This window comes from Variovorax guangxiensis (assembly GCF_003952165.1).
Classification (GTDB): domain Bacteria; phylum Pseudomonadota; class Gammaproteobacteria; order Burkholderiales; family Burkholderiaceae_C; genus Variovorax; species Variovorax guangxiensis.
In genome coordinates this window covers 394,962-413,513 of sequence record NZ_RXFT01000005.1, presented here as the reverse complement: position 1 = coordinate 413,513, position 18,552 = coordinate 394,962, and the positions used below count along the sequence as shown (strand labels likewise).

Below are 18,552 nucleotides of genomic sequence, written 5' to 3'. Positions count from 1 at the left end.
GACGCGAAGTGCGCGAAGACTGGGGGTTAGCTTTAATCCATGACCGACATCCGCCGCGTCTCCCTGTTCTCGAAGCTCAATCCGATGCTCTACAAGGCATTGGAGACCGCCACCGCCTTCGCCAAGCTGCGCGGCAACGCCTACGTCGAGCTGGTGCACTGGCTGCACCAGATCCTGCAGCAGCAGGACAGCGACATGCTGCGCATCATCAGGCGCGCGGGGCTCAACCTCGACGCGGTCGAGCAGGACCTGGTGCGCGCCCTCGACCGGCTGCCGCACGGCGCCACGTCGATCAGCGACATCTCCGAGCACGTCGACAACGCCGTGGAGCGCGCATGGGTCTATGCGAGCCTGCGCTTCGAGGCCACCTCGATCCGCGGCGCCTACCTGCTCGCGGGCATCATCAAGACGCCGGGGCTGCGGCAGGTGCTCTCGGGCATCTCGCGCGAGTTCGACAAGATCGTGCCCGACGTGCTGGTGGCTCAACTTGCCTCGTGGACCGAAGGCTCGCCCGAAGACGACTTCGATGCCGCTGCGGCCAGCACAGCAGGCGGCGCGCCGGCCGCGGCGCACCACCAGGGCGACGGCCCCGCAGCCGGTGGTTCCGCGCTCGCCAAGTACGCGAGCGACCTTACCGCCAAGGCACGCGCGGGCGAGCTCGATCCGGTCTATGGCCGCGACGACGAGATCCGCCAGATCATCGACATCCTGATGCGTCGCCGCCAGAACAACCCGCTGCTCACCGGTGAGGCCGGAGTGGGCAAGACGGCGGTGGTCGAAGGCCTGGCCTCGCGCCTCGCCGCGGGCGACGTGCCGCCCTCGCTGAAGGACGTGTCGCTGTGGGTGCTCGACCCCACGCTGCTGCAGGCCGGCGCGGGTGTGAAGGGCGAGTTCGAGCAGCGGCTGCGCCAGGTGATCGACGAAGTCGAGAAGAGCCCGAAGCCCATCGTGCTCTTCGTCGACGAGGTGCACACGCTGGTGGGCGCGGGCGGCCAGGCAGGCACCGGCGACGCGGCCAACCTGCTCAAGCCCGCGCTTGCACGTGGCCGGCTGCGCACCATCGGCGCGACCACCTGGTCTGAATACAAGAAGTACATTGAGAAAGATCCGGCGCTCACGCGGCGCTTCCAGACCATCCAGGTGCACGAGCCCACCGAGCCCAAGGCGGTTCTGATGCTGCGCGGCATCTCGGCGGAGCTGGAGAAGCATCACGGCGTGCTCATCCTCGACGCCGCGCTCGAGGCGGCCGTGAGCCTGTCGCACCGCTACATTCCCGCGCGCCAGCTGCCCGACAAGGCCGTGAGCCTGCTCGATACCGCATGCGCGCGCGTGGCGCTGAGCCAGCATGCGCTGCCCGCCGCCATCGAAGACCTGCAGCGCCGCATCGAGGTACTGGGCATCGAGTCGGGCATCGCGGGGCGCGAGGCCGCCATCGGCGTGGGCGAGCACCAGCGCGTGGAAGACATCGCGGCGCAGGTCGAGCAGGCGAAGGCCGACCTCGAGGTGCTGGAGAAGCGGCGCGTGGAAGAAAGCGCGCTGGTCGAGCGCATCGTCGCGCTGCGCAAGCAGCTCTCGCCGGCGGCAGTGCCGCAAGCCCAATCAGGCGCACCGGACGCAGAAGAAGCGGAAGAACCCGGGGATGCAGAAGCCGCCGCCGATGTCGATGCGGACCCCGACACGCCTCCCGCCGAACCCCAACGCACGCCCGAGGAGATTCGCGCCGAGCTCAACGAGGCGCAGGACAAGCTCTCGCAGCTGCAGGGCGAATCCCCGCTCATCCTCGCGGCCGTCGACGCGCAGGCCGTCGCCACCGTGGTGGCCGACTGGACCGGCATTCCCATCGGCCGCATGGTGCGCGACGACGCGCAGTCGGTGCTCAGGCTCGGCGAGATCCTCTCGGCGCGCGTGGTCGCGCAGCCCGACGCGCTGGAAACCATCTCGCGCCGCATCCGCACCGCGCGCGCGCGGCTGGACAACCCCAACAAGCCCGTCGGCGTGTTCCTGCTGTGCGGCCCCTCGGGGGTCGGCAAGACCGAGACGGCGCTGGCGCTCTCCGAAGCGCTGTACGGGGGCGAGCAGAACCTCGTCACCATCAACATGAGCGAGTTCCAGGAGTCGCACACCGTCTCCACGCTGAAGGGCGCGCCGCCCGGCTACGTGGGCTATGGCGAAGGCGGCGTGCTCACCGAAGCCGTGCGCCGCAGGCCCTACAGCGTGGTGCTGCTCGACGAGATCGAGAAGGCGCACACCGACGTGCACGAGATCTTCTTCCAGGTCTTCGACAAGGGCTGGATGGAAGACGGCGAAGGCCGCCACATCGACTTCCGCAACACCGTGATCATCATGACCTCGAACGTCGGCACCGACCTGGTCATGCAGCTGTGCGAAGACCCGACCCTGCGCCCCGACCCCGAGCCGCTGGCCGCCGCGCTGCGCGAGCCGCTGCTCAAGGTGTTCGCGCCCGCGCTGCTGGGCCGCCTCGTTGTAGTGCCTTATTACCCGTTGCACGCAGAGGCGTTGCATCGCATCATCCGCCTCCAGCTCGATCGCATCGCGACGCGCCTGCAGGCGAACCACGGCATCGCACTGGCCTACGACGACAGCGCCGTCGAGCTCGTCGCACGCCGCTGCACCGCCATCGAATCGGGCGGCCGGATGATCGACGCGATCCTCACGCACACCATCCTTCCTCGCCTGAGCGAGGAAGTCATCGGTGCCACCGTCAGCGCGCGCAAGCTGAGCGGCGTGCAGCTCAGCGCCGCGGACGACGACTTCCGCTACGAATTTTCCGAAGCGTAAAAAAATAGAAGGAGACAACCCCCATGGCCAGAGTCGTTCGAGCCCACACGCCACTGGACGAGAGCCAGCTGCTGTTCCGCTCGATGCGGGGCACGGAGGGTTTGTCGCAGCTTTTCGAGTTCGAGGTGGACCTGTTGAGTCCGAGCGCGTCGCTGGATCTGAAGGCGATGCTCGGCAAGCCGCTCGCGCTCGAGATCCAGACGGCGGTGGCCGGTTCGCCGCGCTTTCTCAATGGCCAGGTGGTGCGCTTCGCCGCGGTGGGGCGCGAAGGCGGCACCTCGCGTCACACGGTCTACCGCGCCACCGTGCGCCCGTGGCTCTGGTACCTGACGCGGTCGAGCGACAACAAGATCTTCCAGGGCAAGTCGGTGGTCGAAGTCATCGAGGAGGTGCTCTCCGATTACGGCTTCGCCTACGAGAACAAGCTCTGCGAGAACTACCGGCAGTGGGAGTACTGTGTGCAGTACAACGAGAGCGACTTCGCCTTCGTGAGCCGGCTCATGGAACTCGAGGGCATCTACTACTACTTCAAGCACGACAGGAACCAGCACACGCTGGTGCTTGCCGACGACCTGAGCGCGCACCAGCCGATGCCTGGGTACGAGACCATCGACTACTTCGCGGCCGACCGCGCCATCGACGAGGACCTGGAGGTCATCCGCGAATGGCAGCCGAGCGAGGAGATCCGCTCGGGCAGCTACACCGTGAACGACTTCAACTTCACCACGCCCAAGGGCGACCTGTCGAACGTGCGGGCCCTGCCGAGGCAGCACGATCACGCCGACCACGAGATCTACGAATGGCTGGGCGACTATCCGTCGCCCGGCGACGGCGAGCACTACGCGCGAGTGCGGCTTGAAGAAGTGCAGGCCCTAGCGCAGCGCAGCGCCGGCCATGCCACCGTGCGCGGCATGGCCCCCGGCTACAGCTTCAAGATGCGCAATTCGCCGCGCGGTGAGGACAACCGGGAACACCTGATCGTTGCCGTGTCCTATGCCTTGCGCGAAGGCGGCTACGCAACCGGCGCCGAATCGGGCGGGTACGACTTCAACTTCGTGGTGCAGCCCACCACGCTGCCGTTCAGGGCGCCACGCCAGACGCCGCTGCCACGCACCGGCGGGCCGCAGACCGCAACGGTGGTGGGGCCCGAGGGAGAAGAGATCTGGACGGACGAATACGGTCGAGTGAAGGTGCAGTTCCACTGGGACCGCTACGGGCAGCGCAACGAGAACAGCTCGCGCTTCGTGCGGGTGTCGCACATCTGGGCGGGGGAGCGTTTCGGGGGCGTGTTCACGCCGCGCATCGGCCAGGAGGTGGTGGTGGACTTCATCGGGGGGCGGGTCGACCGGCCGGTGATCGTGGGGCGCGTGTACAACGCCGACCAGATGCCGCCGTTCTCGCTGCCAGGCGAGGCGACGAAGAGCGGTGTGGTGACGCGCTCGAGCAAGGGCGGTTCGCCGGCGAACGCGAATGCGCTGGTGTTCGAGGACGCGATGGGCGCCGAGCAGGTGCTGCTGCATGCCGAGCGCAACCTGGACACCGAGGTGGAGGCGGACGAGACGCACACCACGGGCGCGACGCGCACCACGCTGATCAAGGGCCACGAGTCGGCGACCTACGAGTCGGGCGAGGAGCGGCACATCACCGCGGGTGCGGTGGAGACCATCGACGGCGGCGAGGAGCGCACGGTGACGGGGGGTGCGACGGAGACGGTGAGCGACGGCGAGAAGCGCACCATCACCGGCGGCGCGACGGAGATCATCACGGGCGGCGAGACCCGCACGGTGAACGACGGCATCGTCGAGACCGTCAACGGCAGCGTGCAGCTGACGGTGAACGGCAGCACGATCCGGCTCGTGAGCGGTTCGGACATCCGCATCGTGGGCGGCGGGCGCATCGAGATCGTCAATGCCGTCGACACCAAGATCGTGCTCGGTCCCGATACCACGGTGGTCACCGGGCCCAAGATCGTGCACGCCCCCACGATCGTGCACAACTCGACCAACTACACGCTCAACACGAGCAACTACACGCTGAACGCCAACGTGATCGTCTACAACGTGCCGGACCACACGGTGAACACGGATGACCACTTCCACTGGCGAGAGACCAACTATCACGCGTCGTGGGTCAAGAAGTCCCAGTTCACGGCGCAGGCCTACGACTTCTACGCCGTCAAGGTGATGCTGTCGGTGGGGACCTTCACTTCGATCAACGGGCTCTTCGTCAACATGGCGGTGGTCAACTCCAACGAGAACATCTGGCAGAAGAAGATCGCGTTCGCCGACCTGAAGATCGTGGGCAAGCACCTGTCGAAAGGCGCCCTGCGCCTGGCCTACGGGGCATTCTGGGTCCGCACGAACTGAAGCGCGGGGCGCTCTAAGAAGAATCCGCCGGCAGCTTCCGGCGCAAGGGCAGGGCAGAAAGAGGACAAGGAGACATTCATGGCCAGAGTCGTACGCGCGCATACCCCCCTGGGGGACGATCAGCTGCTGTTCCGCTCGATGCGGGGCACCGAGGGGTTGTCGCAGCTGTACGAGTTCGAGGTGGATCTCCTGAGCCGGAATCCCACGGTCGACCTCAGGTCGATGCTGGGAAAACCGTTGACGCTCGAGATCCTCACCGTCGGGCAGAAGCCGCGGTTCCTGGACGGCCATGTGGTGCAGTTCTGCGCGATCGGCCGCGAGGGCGACACCGAGCGCCATACCATCTACCGGGCGTCGGTGCGGCCGTGGCTGTGGTATCTCACGCGTTCGAGCGACTGCAAGATCTTCCAGGACAGGACGGTGGTGGAGATCCTCGAGGAGGTGCTCGGCGGCTACGGCTTTCCGGTCGAGAACAAGCTGTGCGGCAGCTACCGCCAGTGGGAGTACTGCGCGCAGTACAACGAGAGCGACTTCGCCTTCGTGAGCCGGCTCATGGAGCTCGAGGGCATCTACTACTACTTCAGGCACGAGAACGGCCGGCACACGCTGGTGCTCGCCGACGACCTGAGCGCGCACGAGCCGCTGCCCGATTACGACTGCATCGACCATTTCGCCACCGACCGCGACATCACCGAAGACATGGAAGTGATCCGCGAGTGGCAGCCCGCCGAGGACCTGCGAAGCGGCCGCTACGTGGTGGACGACTACAACTTCACCACGCCCAAGGGCGACCTCATCAACGTGCGCAGCCAGCCTGGCGACTACGATAACGCCGACCACGAGATGTACGAATGGCTCGGCGACTACCCGTCCGCCGGCGACGGCGAGCACTATGCGCGCATGCGCCTGGAAGAGGCGCAATCGCTGGCAGTGCGGAGCGCGGGCCGCTCCACGGTGCGCGGCATGGCGCCGGGCGGCAGGTTCACGCTGCGCAACGCCCCGCGCGGCGACGACAACCAGGACTACCTGGTCGTGGCCGTGTCGTACGCGCTGCGCGAAGGCGGCTATGCGAGCGGCGCGCAGCAGGGCAATTACGACTTCGACTTCGTCGTGCAGCCGGCGGACAAGCCCTTTCGCGCGCCACGCCAGACGCCGCTGCCACGCACCGGCGGGCCGCAGACCGCAACGGTGGTGGGGCCCGAGGGAGAAGAGATCTGGACGGACGAATACGGTCGAGTGAAGGTGCAGTTCCACTGGGACCGCTACGGGCAGCGCAACGAGAACAGCTCGCGCTTCGTGCGGGTGTCGCACATCTGGGCGGGGGAGCGTTTCGGGGGCGTGTTCACGCCGCGCATCGGCCAGGAGGTGGTGGTGGACTTCATCGGGGGGCGGGTCGACCGGCCGGTGATCGTGGGGCGCGTGTACAACGCCGACCAGATGCCGCCGTTCTCGCTGCCAGGCGAGGCGACGAAGAGCGGTGTGGTGACGCGCTCGAGCAAGGGCGGTTCGCCGGCGAACGCGAATGCGCTGGTGTTCGAGGACGCGATGGGCGCCGAGCAGGTGCTGCTGCATGCCGAGCGCAACCTGGACACCGAGGTGGAGGCGGACGAGACGCACACCACGGGCGCGACGCGCACCACGCTGATCAAGGGCCACGAGTCGGCGACCTACGAGTCGGGCGAGGAGCGGCACATCACCGCGGGTGCGGTGGAGACCATCGACGGCGGCGAGGAGCGCACGGTGACGGGGGGTGCGACGGAGACGGTGAGCGACGGCGAGAAGCGCACCATCACCGGCGGCGCGACGGAGATCATCACGGGCGGCGAGACCCGCACGGTGAACGACGGCATCGTCGAGACCGTCAACGGCGACGTGCTGCTGGTGGTCAACGGCACGGCCGTGCGGCTGGTCACGGGCGCCGACATCCGCATCACGGGCAGCGGGCGGCTGGAGATCATCAATGCCCTCGACGGCAAGCTCGTGATAGGGCCGCACCTGACGACGGTGACCGGCACCAAGACCGTGTCCGCGCCGACGATGACCTACAACGCCACCAACTACATCATCAACACCACCAACTACACGTTGAATGCGAACGTGTCGGTGTTCAACACGCCGAGCCAGACCAGCAATGCGGCGGACCAGTCGTGGCTCTACAAGCTGTGGAACGGCATCACCTACAAGCGCTTCCGGCTCTTCCTGCGGGCGACCGACGTCTATGGCGCGAAGGTGCAGCTCTCGGTGGCCAACACCATGCTCAACGTCGTGTTCGCGAACTGGTCCCTCCAGTTCATCATCGACGCGCCGATCGCGATGAAGACCCTCACGAAGGAGCGCCACATCTTCGGGCTGAAGATCGCACAGCCGTCGGGCATCAAGTTCACCCTCAACAAGGCCACGAACCGGAAGTGAAGAGCCGATCCGCCGAAGCCGCAGGAAAGGAAAGCCGCCATGGACAGAATCGTCCGCGCCCATACCCCGCTGGGTGACGACCAGCTGCTGTTTCGCTCGATGCGAGGCAGCGAGGGACTGTCGCAGCTCTTCGAGTTCGAGGTCGAACTGCTGAGCGCCAACGCCTCGATCGATGCGAAGTCCCTGCTGGGCAAGCCGCTCGCGCTCGAGATACGGACCGCGGGCGCCCCGCGCTTCCTGCACGGCCATGTCGCACGCTTCACCGTGGTGGGGCGCGAGGGCGGAAGGACTCGCCACACCATCTACCGCGCGACAGTGCGTCCGTGGCTCTGGTATCTCACCCGGGCGAGCAACAGCCGCGTGTTCCAGGGCAAGAGCGCGGTGCAGATCATTGCAGAGGTGCTGGACGTCTACGGCTTCGTGTTCGAGAACCGGCTCTGCGGCGACTACCGCGCCTGGGACTACTGCGCGCAGTTCAACGAGACCGACTTCGCGTTCGTCAGCCGGTTGATGGAGCTCGAAGGCATCTACTACTACTTCAAGCACGAGAGGAACCAGCACACGCTGGTGATGGCCGACGACATCTCCGGCCATGACGAGTTGCCCGACTACGGCTGCATCGACTTCTTCGCGGCCGACCGTCCGATCGGGGACGACCTCGAGGTCGTCGATGCCTGGCAGCCCAGCGCCGAGCTGCGCACCGGCAGCTATGCGGTGGGCGACTTCAACTTCACCATGCCCAGGGCCGACATGTTCAGCGTGCGGAAGTTGCCGATCGGCGCGAGCCAGGATGGCCACGACATGTACGAGTGGATGGGCGATTACGCAGCGCCGGGCCAGGGCGAGCACTACGCGCGCGTGCGGCTCGAGGAGGCGCAGGCGCTGTCGGAGCGCAGCGACGGCCATGCCACCGTGCGCGGCATGGCGCCCGGCTGGCGCTTCACGATGCGCGGCGCGCCGCGCGATGCCGACAACCGCGAATACCTGCTGGTGTCGGTGGCGTACGACCTTCGCGAGGCCGGCTATGCGAGCGACGAGGGCCGGGGCCGCTACAGCTTCGGATTCGTGGCGCAGCCCGCGGCCCTGCCTTTCCGTGCGCCGCGCGGCACGCCGATGCCCCTGGTCACCGGGCCGCAGACCGCCACCGTGGTCGGCCCGGCCGGACAGGAAATCTGGACCGACGAGTACGGCCGCGTGAAGCTGCAGTTCCGCTGGGACCGCCAGGGGCAGTCCAACCAGGACAGCTCTGCCTGGGTGCGCGTGTCGCAGGCTTGGGCCGGGGACGGCTTCGGCACGGTGCACGTGCCGCGCGTGGGCCAGGAGGTGGTGGTCGACTTCATCGGCGGGCGCGTGGACCGGCCCATCGTGATCGGGCGTGTCTACAACACCGATTGCATGCCGCCCTTCGACCTGCCAGCGGAAGCCACCAAGAGCGGCATCGTGTCGCGCTCGACCCCCGGCGGCACACCCGCGGACGCCAACGCCATCGTGTTCGAGGACAGGATGGGCGCCGAGCAGGTGCTGCTGCATGCGCAGCGCAACCTCGACACCGAGGTCGAGGCCGACGAGACCCACACCACCGGCGGCACGCGCACCACGCTGATCAAGGGTCACGAGTCTTCCACCTTCGAGTCCGGCGAGGAGCGCCACATCACGCAGGGCGCGGTGGAGACCATCGATGGCGGAGAGACGCGCACCGTGACCGGCGGCGCGATCGAAAGCGTATCGGACGGCGAGAAGCGCACCATCACCGGCGGCGCCACCGAGATCATCAGCGGCGGCGAGCGGCGCACGGTCACCGGCGGCATCGACGAGACCGTCAACGGCGACGTGATCGTCACCGTCAATGGCGCGGTGCTGCGCCTCGTGACAGGTGCCGACATCCGCATCACGTGCGCGGGCCGCGTGGAGATCATCAATGCCATCGACGGCAAGCTGGTGCTCGGTCCCGACAACACGGTGGTCACCGGCCCCAAGACGGTTACCGCTCCCGACATCACCTACAACAGCACGACGTCCGAGATCAACGTGACGAACTTCAAGCTCAACGCGACCGTGAGCGTCTACAACACGCCCACCCAGATCATGAAGGGCGACACCGACAACTGGTGGCAGCGCATGCTGATGGAGGGCACCAAGCGCCAGGCGCTCGCCTATGCCTGGAGCTTCGACCGGTATGGCAACAAGATGCAGTTCTCGGGCATCAACTGGCTGATCCAGAGCCTGTTCGTGAACATCTCCGGTGTCAACTGGCTGGAGGCCAAGTACAGGCCCAAGCTCAAGGCGCTGAAGAGGAAGAAGAGCGTCGTCACCGCCAACGCCGGCGGAACCGAATCGACCAGCACCGGGCTGGAGAACAACACATGAGGCGCTCGCACCCCGGCTGCGCAACGCCCCGGATCGAAAGGATGCTCGCATGCAGTGGGCCGACATCCTCGGCATGAGCGTCGGGGACCTCGTGGCGCTGGCCGCCGTCGTGCTGGCCGTGCTGCTCATCGGCGGCAGCGTGGTCACCAGCGCGCGCTTTCGCGGCGAGGAGAAGCTGTGGGAGCAGCTGCGCGCCCATGGGCGGCGCACCGAGGCCGAGATCCTCGGCATCGCGCGCCCGCCCGACCGCCTCATCATGCGCGGGCGTCATGCGGCCGACATGGCCGCCGCGGAGCTGCGGCTGACGTTCAGCGACGCCGCCGGCCAGCGCCGCGACGCCAGCGTGCGCACCTTCATCGACACCGAGCTGATCGCCAACTTCACTGCGGGGCGCAAGGTCCACGTGGTCCATTCCGACGACGAGCCGCCTCAGGTGGCGATCGACCGAGATCGCACGCAACTCGAGATACCCAGTACCGACTGATGAAGATCATCAAGCCGCTGCGCGTCAGCATGCTCACCCGCCCCTTTCCGAAGGACCAGCGCCACTGGCTTTCGATGACGGCCATCGCCATGGCGGACGGCCTCGCCGCCGACGCGCGCCTGGTGCCTGAGCCCGAGATCTGGAAGACCCTCGCCGCGGAGCTCGGCAACGACTTCGCCTTCGATGCGGGCATGCCCAAGGCCGGACCCGAATTCCTCGTCACGGGCAACGCCTACACGCACCACCAGCAGGACAAGACCCAGTGCGCAGTCTCGGTGCAGCTGCAGGGCCGGCGCAAGACGCTGCACGTATCGGGCGACCGGTTCTGGCTCGACGGCCGGGCCACCGCGCCGCGGCCCTTCGATGCGATGCCCATCGACTGGCGCCATGCCTTCGGCGGACCCGGGCATGCGGAAAACCCCGTCGGCATCGGCCTGCACGACGAGGTCGTCAACGGGCTTCGCACGCGGCGCCTGCCGAACATCGAGCTGCCTGCGCAGCGCCTGAACCGGCCCGACGAGGTCCGCGCGCCCGCGGGCTTCGGTGCCCTGGACGAAACCCGTCCCTCGAGGGCGGCGCGCCTCGGGCGCAACTACGACGAGCATTGGAAGCAGCACCTGTTTCCCGGCTATGCCTCCGACATGGATTGGCGCTATTTCAACGTCGCGCCCGAAGACCAGTGGCTCACCCCGGCGGAAGGCGGCCTCGAGGGCGCCGCGTTCGAGATCGTCAACATGCACCCGGTGCATCCCGTGCTGTCGGGACGCCTGCCCGACTGGCGCGTGCGCGGCTTCGTGGTCCGCGGCGCGCATCATCCGCGCCCGCTGGACGGCGCGGCGCTGGAGGACTTTCCGCTCGCCTTGAGCACGGCCTGGTTCTTTCCGCACCTGGAACGCGTTGCCCTGATCTTTCACGGCGTGACTCCGATCGCCGAGGACGACGCGGCCGACATCAGCCATGCGATGGTCGCGCTCGAGGAGGGCGTCGAGGCGCCGCTTCCGCTCGAAGGCTACCGGGAGACGCTGGTCACGCGCTGCGAGTCGGAAGACCGCGCGCTCTATTTCATGCGCGACGAGCAGCTGATGCCGGAGCGCATCATCGGCCCGTGGCCGGATCTCGACGCGGCGATGCCGCCGCCGAGTCCGCTCAAGCGCAACATGCAGGCACGCGCGAAGCAACTGAGTGCCGAGCTGGACGCGAAGGCCCGCGCGGCCGGCGTGGACACTTCCGAATACGAGAAGGCCGTGCCCGCCGACCCAGCCTTGCCGACGCTGCGCGAGCTGCCCGCCTTCATCGCGAAGATGCGCCAGTCGATCGCCGACCAGCGCCGCAAGCTCGACGAGGCCCGCGAGGAAATCGACCGTGCGGCAAAGGCCAATGCTCCCGAGTCGCGCAAGGCCGGATTCGATACATCCACGTTCGTCGCCGAGGCCGCCTCGACGAAGCCCAAGGGCCCGCCGCGCTTCGACATGTGGCCGCGCGTCGAGCGAATGGCGAGCGACAACCATGCGGGCGGGGCGACCCCGATGACGGCCGAAGCCAGGGCGCAGATGAAGCGGATGATCGAGGGGGCGGACGAGAAGCTGCTCGCGAACTACCGGCGCACGGCCCAATACCAGGATGCCGCCGACCCCATGCCCTCGGAAGCGGCGCAACGGGTGCGCGAGCAGGTCGCCTCCATCCTTGCAGGCTCGCGCGATTTTTCGGGCATGGACCTGACAGGTGCCGATCTCTCCGGCATGGACCTGCGCGGCACGCGCTGGCACGAGACCCTGCTCGAAAGCGCGGACTTCACCGGCAGCTGCCTCGACGACGCCGACATGTCGCAGGCGCTGCTCGTGCGTGCCATGTTCGTGCGCACTTCGCTGCAGGGCGCGAACTTCGCCAAGGCCAACATGGCGCTTGTGCATGCCGAATCGGCCGACTTCAGCCGGTCCCGCTTCGACGGAACCACGCTCGACCAGCTCCATGCGAGCGGCTGCGATTTTGCGGAAGCGGCCATGGACAACCTGGTGCTGAGTCAGGCGCGCATCGAGGGCTGCAGCTTCGAGGATGCCAGGCTCTCGGCCGTCGATTTCGACGACGGCACCGAACTGCGGGTGGTGCGCTTCGACCGCGCGCGCCTGTACAAGGCATCGTGGATCGAATGCGCGGTACAGGAGCTGAGCTTCATCGGCGCACAGCTCGAGACCTGCGACTGGACCGACACCCGCTGCGATGGCGGCATCGACTTCTCGGCAGCGCGGATCGACAGCACCTGCTTCGTGGGCGAGGCGGTGCTGCGGCATGCCTGTTTCCGCGATGCCTCGCTGGTCGACTGCAGCCTGCGCGACGCGCGGCTCGACGAAGCCGACTTCACGCAGGCGAAGCTGGACAACAGCGACTTCTCGAACGCATCGATGCGCGGCGCCGTGCTGCACCGTGCGGACGCCATGAACTGCATGTTCGTTCGCACCGACCTCACCGCGGCTTCGCTGGTGGACATCAACCTCATTGCCGCGAACCTCGACAAGGCCGTGCTGGTTTCGGCCGACTTCCTTCGGGCCAACCTGTTCCAGGCCGACCTCGGGCAGTGCCTGATCGACGACACGACCCGCTTCGACGAGGCCTACACCGAGCAGGTCAAGACGGTGCCACGGCGCAAGCCCGAAGAGAAGACCGCATGACACCCACGCGATTGCAGGCCATGGTCAAGGGCGGACAGGAGATCAGGGAGCGGTCGCTGCGGGGCCTCGACCTGCGCGGGCTCGACCTCTCCGGCGGATTGTTCGCGCACAGCGACTTCACCGGCGTCGAGCTGGAGGGCGCCAACCTGGAGGGGAGCGTGTTCGACGAATGCCGGTTCGAGGGCGCCGCCCTCGGCTCCGCCAACTTGGCCGACTGCGTCTTCAATGCCTGCGAGGCGGCGGACGCCGGGCTGGACGATGCCGTGCTCCGGGACGTGACCTTCCATCGCTGCGACCTGTCGGGCGCGAGCATGCAGCGCGTGGATGCCGGCGTTGCCAGCTTCGATCACTGCGCGCTCGATGGCGCGTCCTTGCGCGGTGCCGTGTCGGAATCGCTGATCTTCTACGGCTGCACGCTCGAGCGCACCGATTTCACGGGCACTGCGCTGCCGAAGGCGACCTTCTACCAGGCCGACCTGCGCACCGCGGTGTTCGCCGGCTGCGACTTCGACAAGGCCATCTTCACGGAGTGCGACCTGTCGGGGCAGGTGCTGCGCGGGCTGCGCTTCGAGTCATGCCAGTTCACCGACGCCGATCTTCGGCACTGCGATTTCGAAGGCGCATCGCTCGCGCGCTGCAACTTCAAAGGTGCCCTGATGGAAGGCGCCAACCTGCGGCGCGTCCAGGCGCAGCAGTGCCTCTTTCCGTTCGTGCAGTTCGCGGGCGCGGCCTGCACGGCCGGCGTCTTCACGCAGAGCATCTGGATCGACGCAAAGCTGGAGAAGGCCGATTTCTCCTCGGCCGACCTGGAGCAATGCATCTTCCACCGCGCGCGCTGCGGCGAGGCCCGCTTCACGCAGGCCCGGCTCACGTATGCGGATTTCTCCTACGCGGACCTGCACGACGCCGACTTCCACGGTGCTACGCTGATGCGCACCAAGGTGCACCGTGCGCTGCTCGAAGGCACGCGCATTCCCGACCGGGGCGGCCTGCTGGCGAACGAGCCCGAACTCTTCGCGGCCGAGGAGTTTTCCGCGCGCCGCCGCTTCGAACCATTGACGACGACGAAACGAGGTTCCTCATGACAGTCGCTTCGCTGAGAACAACACACAGGCCCGCCGCGGCCGTCGAGGGCACGCCGCCTGCGGCTGCGGCGGGCGGGGTGGTCAACGCGCTGGGCGTGGTCGCCTCGGTGCTGCCGGGCGGCATCTACGGCGTCGAGAGCGACGGCCGCGTGCTGCGCTGCCTGCGCGCTGCCAGCTGCCTGCTGCGTCCGGAGATCGGCGACATGGTGCTGGTCAGCGGGCCCGACGAACGCCGCCTTTATCTCACCGCGGTGGCCGAGCAGGCCCAGCCCGGCGTGGCGCGCGTCGAAGTCGATGGCGACCTGATGCTCGCCTCGGCCCGTGGGGCGGTCAGCATGGAAAGCGCCACGCAGCTGAGCCTGCGGGCAGGCCATGGCACCACATTGAGCGGGCCTCAGCTCGAGATCGACGCGGACGAGGCGCGCTGCCGCATCGGCCGGCTCGACTACAGCGGCGAGGAAGCACGGGCGACCGTGTTCAGCATGCGCGTGATCGGGCGTGTCTACGAGGTCGTGGTGGACCGCCTGGTGCAGCTGAGCAAGAGCGCCTTCCGCATGACCGAAGGCATCGACCAGGTGCAGGCCGGCCAGATCGACTACCGCGCCAGCGAGATGACCCGGCTGCACGGCAAGAACACCGTGATCACGGCGCGCGATCTCGTCAAGGCAGATGCCAAGCAGATCCACATGGGCTGACCGCATTCCGGAAAGCCGCAAAGAACCCGCAAAGGAGAATCCGCATGTTTGCCAACTGCCAGCTCATGGGCATCGACATCGCATTTCCCGATGTCTGCAAATCGCCCGTGGTTCCCATTCCGTGGCCGAACTTCGCGCTGGGATGCACCGCCATTCCGAAGGCCTGGAACATCCTCTACCTGTGCACGCCCGCGCACAACCTCGCGACCACAACCCCGCTGACCAACGGCGACAACGCCGGCGTGGGCCTGGGCGTCGTGGTGCCGCGCGTGATGTCGGAGTCGCGGCACACCATCGGCGCGTTCACGCTGCGCATCAAGGGTTCGCCGCAGACACGCGTGACCAGCCTCACGCGCCAGAACGGCGGCAACGCCTTCGGCATGCGCATCGTGCCGAGCCAGCCCAAGATCCTCGTGCTGGCGGCCTGAGGCGAGAGGCTCAGCCGTTGCGCGGTGACGCCGCGCCCGCCAGCGTCACCTGCTGCGGAAACCCCACCCACACCGCCAGCGCCGAGTAGTTGTCCTGCGAATCATCGGCCTTGGCTTCCGCCGCGCGGCGGATCAGTGCCAGCCATTCCTCCGCGCTGTCGGCCAGCTGCAGCGAGCGCTCCATCACCTGCTGCGAGATCAGCTGCCAAAGCCCATCGGTACAAAGCAGGAATGCATCACCATCGGCCAGCCGCTGCGGCGCGGTGATGGTGGCCTCGGCGGTCGCGCGCGCACCGAGCGCGCGGTACAGCAGATTGGTTTTCACCAGCCGCTCGCCGCCGTTCTGATGGCTCGCGGCCGCATCGCCCGAGCGCTCCGACAGGCTGTGGTCCTCCGTGCGCTGCATCAGTGCGCCGCGGCGGAACCAGTAGAGGCGGCTGTCGCCCACGTGCGCCCAGCAGGCCTGGTTGGTGATGCGGTCGACGAACAGCGACACGAAGGTCGCGCTCATGCGGCTCTGCTCGGTCAGCTCGCGCTGCTTGGCAAGGATGGCGTCGTTCGCCGCCTTCACGCAGCGCTGGATGTTGTCGGCCGCCAGCGAGGGCGCAGCGACGAAGGTGTCGAGTGCGGTGTCGACCGCGATGCGCGAGGCCAGCTCGCCGCCCGCGTTGCCGCCGACACCGTCGCTCACCACGAAGCAGCCGTTGCGTTCGTCGAGGTGGTAGCCGATGGCGTCCTGGTTGCCGCTGCGCTCGCCGACGCAGGAGAACTGCGAGGTCGAGATCGGCACGGCGAACGAGGAGGAGGACGAGGAAGAGCGTGTGGCTTCAAGCACGGCGCATCTCCTTCAGCCGTTCCATCTCCTTGTCGTAGGCCTGCTGGAAGGCCCGGCCGAACACGGCCTGGAAGTCGTCCTCGACGGCCGCCGTGGTCTCGGTGTGCAGCTGCTGCAGCTCGCGCCACAGGCGCGCTTCGCGGCCGCCGGGCAGCAGCTTCTCGCCGAGGCTGCCGTCGTGAGGGGTGTCGCGGCTGAGAGCGGCGGGGTCGAAGCGCTTGAGCAGCGTGAGCAGCGCGGCGCGCATGCCCGCGACCATGCCGAGTTGGTGCGACTGCAGGTCGCCGAGCGCGTCGTGCACGGCGGCCTCGGGCGGCAGGAAGCCGGGCATGCGCGCACCGAACATCTGCATCAGCACGGCGCGGCCATTGGGCAGGATCTTGAAGGGGTTGTTCTCCTCGTCCACGATCATCGTGATCTCGGCGCGCACCTCGCGCTTGAGCATGGCGCGCGAAGACAGCAGTTCGATGGTGCCGTCGGTGAAGGCACGCATGATGCGGCCGAGCCGCTGCATGGCTTCGATGTCGAGCGGCTGCTGGCCGGCGACTTCCGGAACGCCGGCGCCCTCGAGGAAAGCCCTGAAGAGGGCTTCCGATGAAGACGATGGAAGCGCTGCTGTCCCGGGCTGCGGCGTGTTTGCTGGCGAGGGTGCTGACGTCGCCGCTTCGGGTGCCGGGACAGGTTCTGCCACCGGCGGCGGCTCCGTAAAGAGGGGCGGCTCGGGTCTTGTCTCCTGCATCACGGGCGCAGGCGGTGGCGCGGGAGGAGAGGGCGGCGGAGGTGGTGGGGGCGGAACCGGCGCGGGCGGAGGCGGGGGTGGAGGCGAGGGCGTTGCTTCCACTCGCGGCGGTTCGACGACAGGTGCCGGCGCAGGTGCCGGCATCGCCACCGGATTCGGCGGACGGAACTGCGCCGCCACTTCGCGCGCATGGTTCGAATGGCTGTAGCCCGGTGCGGCCGGCCTGTTGTTGTGCAGCAGGTCGACCGCCGGGTGCGTGTCGCCCGGCAGCAGCGGATCGGTATGGGTCAGTGCCGTGGGGCGCGGGTCGGAGAGCGGCGAATGCGCGCTCTCGTCGGACGCGAAGAAGGACAGTGGATCGACGCCGCGCTTGAGCGCAACGTCAGACATGTCCCTGGTCGCGTCGGGATTCAGCTCGGCGAGCGGGTCGACCGGATTGCGGCGTGCCTGCGACGGCAGCTCGAAGGGCTCGTGCGCCATCGGGTCGGGCATCGGCGCGGGCGTTGTGTCGACACGGCGCGGTGCGTTGGCGAGGATGGCGTCCCAGTCGGCCGCGGAGGGCATCTGCGACGAGCTGGCGTTCGTGCCCGGGCTCCGAGTGGGCGGAGTCGATTGCGAAAGCGTCGCCCAGGGATCGGGCTGAGGCGCGGGTGCGGGCGCAGGCGGCTGCTGGTATTGCTGCTGCAGCGGGGGAACAAAAGCCGGGCTGGGTGGCGACGGGGCGAAAGCAGCAGGTGGCGGCGGCGCCGGCACCGCCTGGCGCGGCGGCGATGGCATTGCCACCGTGGGCTGCGTGTCTCCGATGGGCAGGGCCCCTTCGCCGAACAGGTCGGAGAAGACGTCGGATGCGCCGGAAGACGGAAGCAGCGCATCGATGGGGCCTGCTGCCGATATCGGTGGCGCGGCCATCGGAGGCGGTGGCATGTACTGAGCCGGCGCCGCTGCCGGTGGTGGGGAAAAGGGCGGGGGTGGTGGTGCAACAGGGCGCGCGGCATGCTGAGCGCTAGAGGCCTCCAGCACATAGCTGCCGATCGTCACCCGGTCGCCATCGGCCACGCGCGATTCCTGCTCGTGCGCAAGCGGGCGTCCGTTCACGCTGATGGGCAGCACCGCGCTCATGTTGCGCAGCACCGCGGCGCCATCGTCGTCGAAGCGCACGGTGGCCTGCAGGCGCGAGATCTGGCGCTGCTCGTCAGGCAGCACAAGATTGTTGTCGGGGCTGCGTCCGATCGTTCCTCCGGGCGCGGCGAGCAATGCCGAGGGGCCCGTGGCCACCGGCCTGCCCGCGTGTTCGATCACTGTCCAACGCATGGCTTCTCCGTGTTGGTCTTCTCGCGCCGCGGTGCCGGTGCGGCCGCGATGTTCTTCATCAACGCTTCATTCGCTTGGCGGCCTCGAACGCGGGGCCCCACACCGGATGCTTGCGCTCCGCCACATTGAGCTCGAAGGTCGGGAACGCATCGAGGATCTTGCGGAACTGCAGCCGGCATTCGGGGATCTGGTTGGCCACGCAGTAGCTGAAGGCCTCGAGCTTCATCGCATCGAGGCGCGTGCCCGGCTCCGCGGCTTCGAACACCGAGACGCCGCCGCTCTTGAGCGTGCTGAGTGCCTTGGCATAGTCGCCTTCGTCATACGCCTGTTGCGCCTTCTCGAGCGTGGTGCGCGCCACTTGCTGG

General features: G+C 67.8%; 12 protein-coding genes. 9 read left to right on the top strand and 3 right to left on the bottom strand.

Annotation, left to right across the window (positions count from 1 at the left end):
- The first annotated feature begins 39 nt into the window (after nt 1-39).
- From tssH to EJP67_RS14900, 9 genes are all read left to right on the top strand, one after another.
- Entirely contained in the window at nt 40-2,799 is a 2,760-nt protein-coding gene (gene tssH / locus EJP67_RS14940) for a type VI secretion system ATPase TssH (protein WP_126022485.1), read from the top strand.
- A 23-nt stretch (nt 2,800-2,822) separates the two neighbouring features.
- Nucleotides 2,823-5,165, top strand: a complete 2,343-nt coding sequence (locus tag EJP67_RS14935; protein ID WP_126022484.1) for a type VI secretion system Vgr family protein — start codon at nt 2,823-2,825, stop codon at nt 5,163-5,165.
- A 78-nt stretch (nt 5,166-5,243) separates the two neighbouring features.
- Nucleotides 5,244-7,577, top strand: coding sequence for a type VI secretion system Vgr family protein (locus EJP67_RS14930; protein ID WP_126022483.1), 2,334 nt, complete (start codon nt 5,244-5,246; stop codon nt 7,575-7,577).
- Between the two features lie 39 nt (nt 7,578-7,616).
- Nucleotides 7,617-9,944, top strand: a complete 2,328-nt coding sequence (locus EJP67_RS14925) for a type VI secretion system Vgr family protein (RefSeq protein WP_126022482.1) — start codon at nt 7,617-7,619, stop codon at nt 9,942-9,944.
- Nucleotides 9,945-9,993: 49 nt separating this feature from the next.
- Nucleotides 9,994-10,428: a hypothetical protein gene (locus EJP67_RS14920; RefSeq protein WP_126022481.1), complete on the top strand. Its 435-nt coding sequence runs from the start codon at nt 9,994-9,996 to the stop codon at nt 10,426-10,428.
- Entirely contained in the window at nt 10,428-13,094 is a 2,667-nt protein-coding gene (locus EJP67_RS14915) for a DUF2169 family type VI secretion system accessory protein (protein ID WP_126022480.1), read from the top strand. Before EJP67_RS14920 ends, EJP67_RS14915 begins: the two co-directional genes overlap by 1 nt.
- The gene (locus EJP67_RS14910) at nt 13,091-14,179 is read left to right on the top strand and encodes a pentapeptide repeat-containing protein (RefSeq protein ID WP_240650662.1); all 1,089 of its coding nucleotides are present in this window, start codon (nt 13,091-13,093) and stop codon (nt 14,177-14,179) included. Before EJP67_RS14915 ends, EJP67_RS14910 begins: the two co-directional genes overlap by 4 nt.
- Complete coding sequence (locus tag EJP67_RS14905) at nt 14,176-14,874, top strand: DUF3540 domain-containing protein (RefSeq protein ID WP_206169500.1); 699 nt, start codon at nt 14,176-14,178, stop codon at nt 14,872-14,874. The genes EJP67_RS14910 and EJP67_RS14905 overlap by 4 nt, the downstream gene beginning before the upstream one ends.
- 44 nt (nt 14,875-14,918) lie before the next feature.
- Entirely contained in the window at nt 14,919-15,302 is a 384-nt protein-coding gene (locus tag EJP67_RS14900) for a DUF4150 domain-containing protein (RefSeq protein WP_126022479.1), read from the top strand.
- A 10-nt stretch (nt 15,303-15,312) separates the two neighbouring features.
- On the opposite strand, the gene EJP67_RS14895 is transcribed toward EJP67_RS14900, so the two are convergent.
- Genes EJP67_RS14895 through EJP67_RS14885 form a run of 3 tightly spaced genes read right to left on the bottom strand, consistent with a single transcriptional unit; the run spans nt 15,313 to nt 18,545 of the window.
- Nucleotides 15,313-16,137 carry a PP2C family protein-serine/threonine phosphatase gene (locus EJP67_RS14895; protein ID WP_126022478.1) on the bottom strand — a complete coding sequence of 275 codons (825 nt, stop codon included), beginning with the start codon at nt 16,135-16,137 and terminating at the stop codon, nt 15,313-15,315.
- Complete coding sequence (tagH, locus tag EJP67_RS14890) at nt 16,130-18,187, bottom strand: type VI secretion system-associated FHA domain protein TagH (RefSeq protein WP_126022477.1); 2,058 nt, start codon at nt 18,185-18,187, stop codon at nt 16,130-16,132. The genes EJP67_RS14895 and tagH overlap by 8 nt, the downstream gene beginning before the upstream one ends.
- Nucleotides 18,188-18,245: 58 nt before the next feature.
- On the bottom strand, nt 18,246-18,545 hold the full coding sequence (locus tag EJP67_RS14885) for a TssQ family T6SS-associated lipoprotein (protein ID WP_240650661.1): 300 nt from the start codon (nt 18,543-18,545) through the stop codon (nt 18,246-18,248).
- Nucleotides 18,546-18,552: the final 7 nt, after the last annotated feature.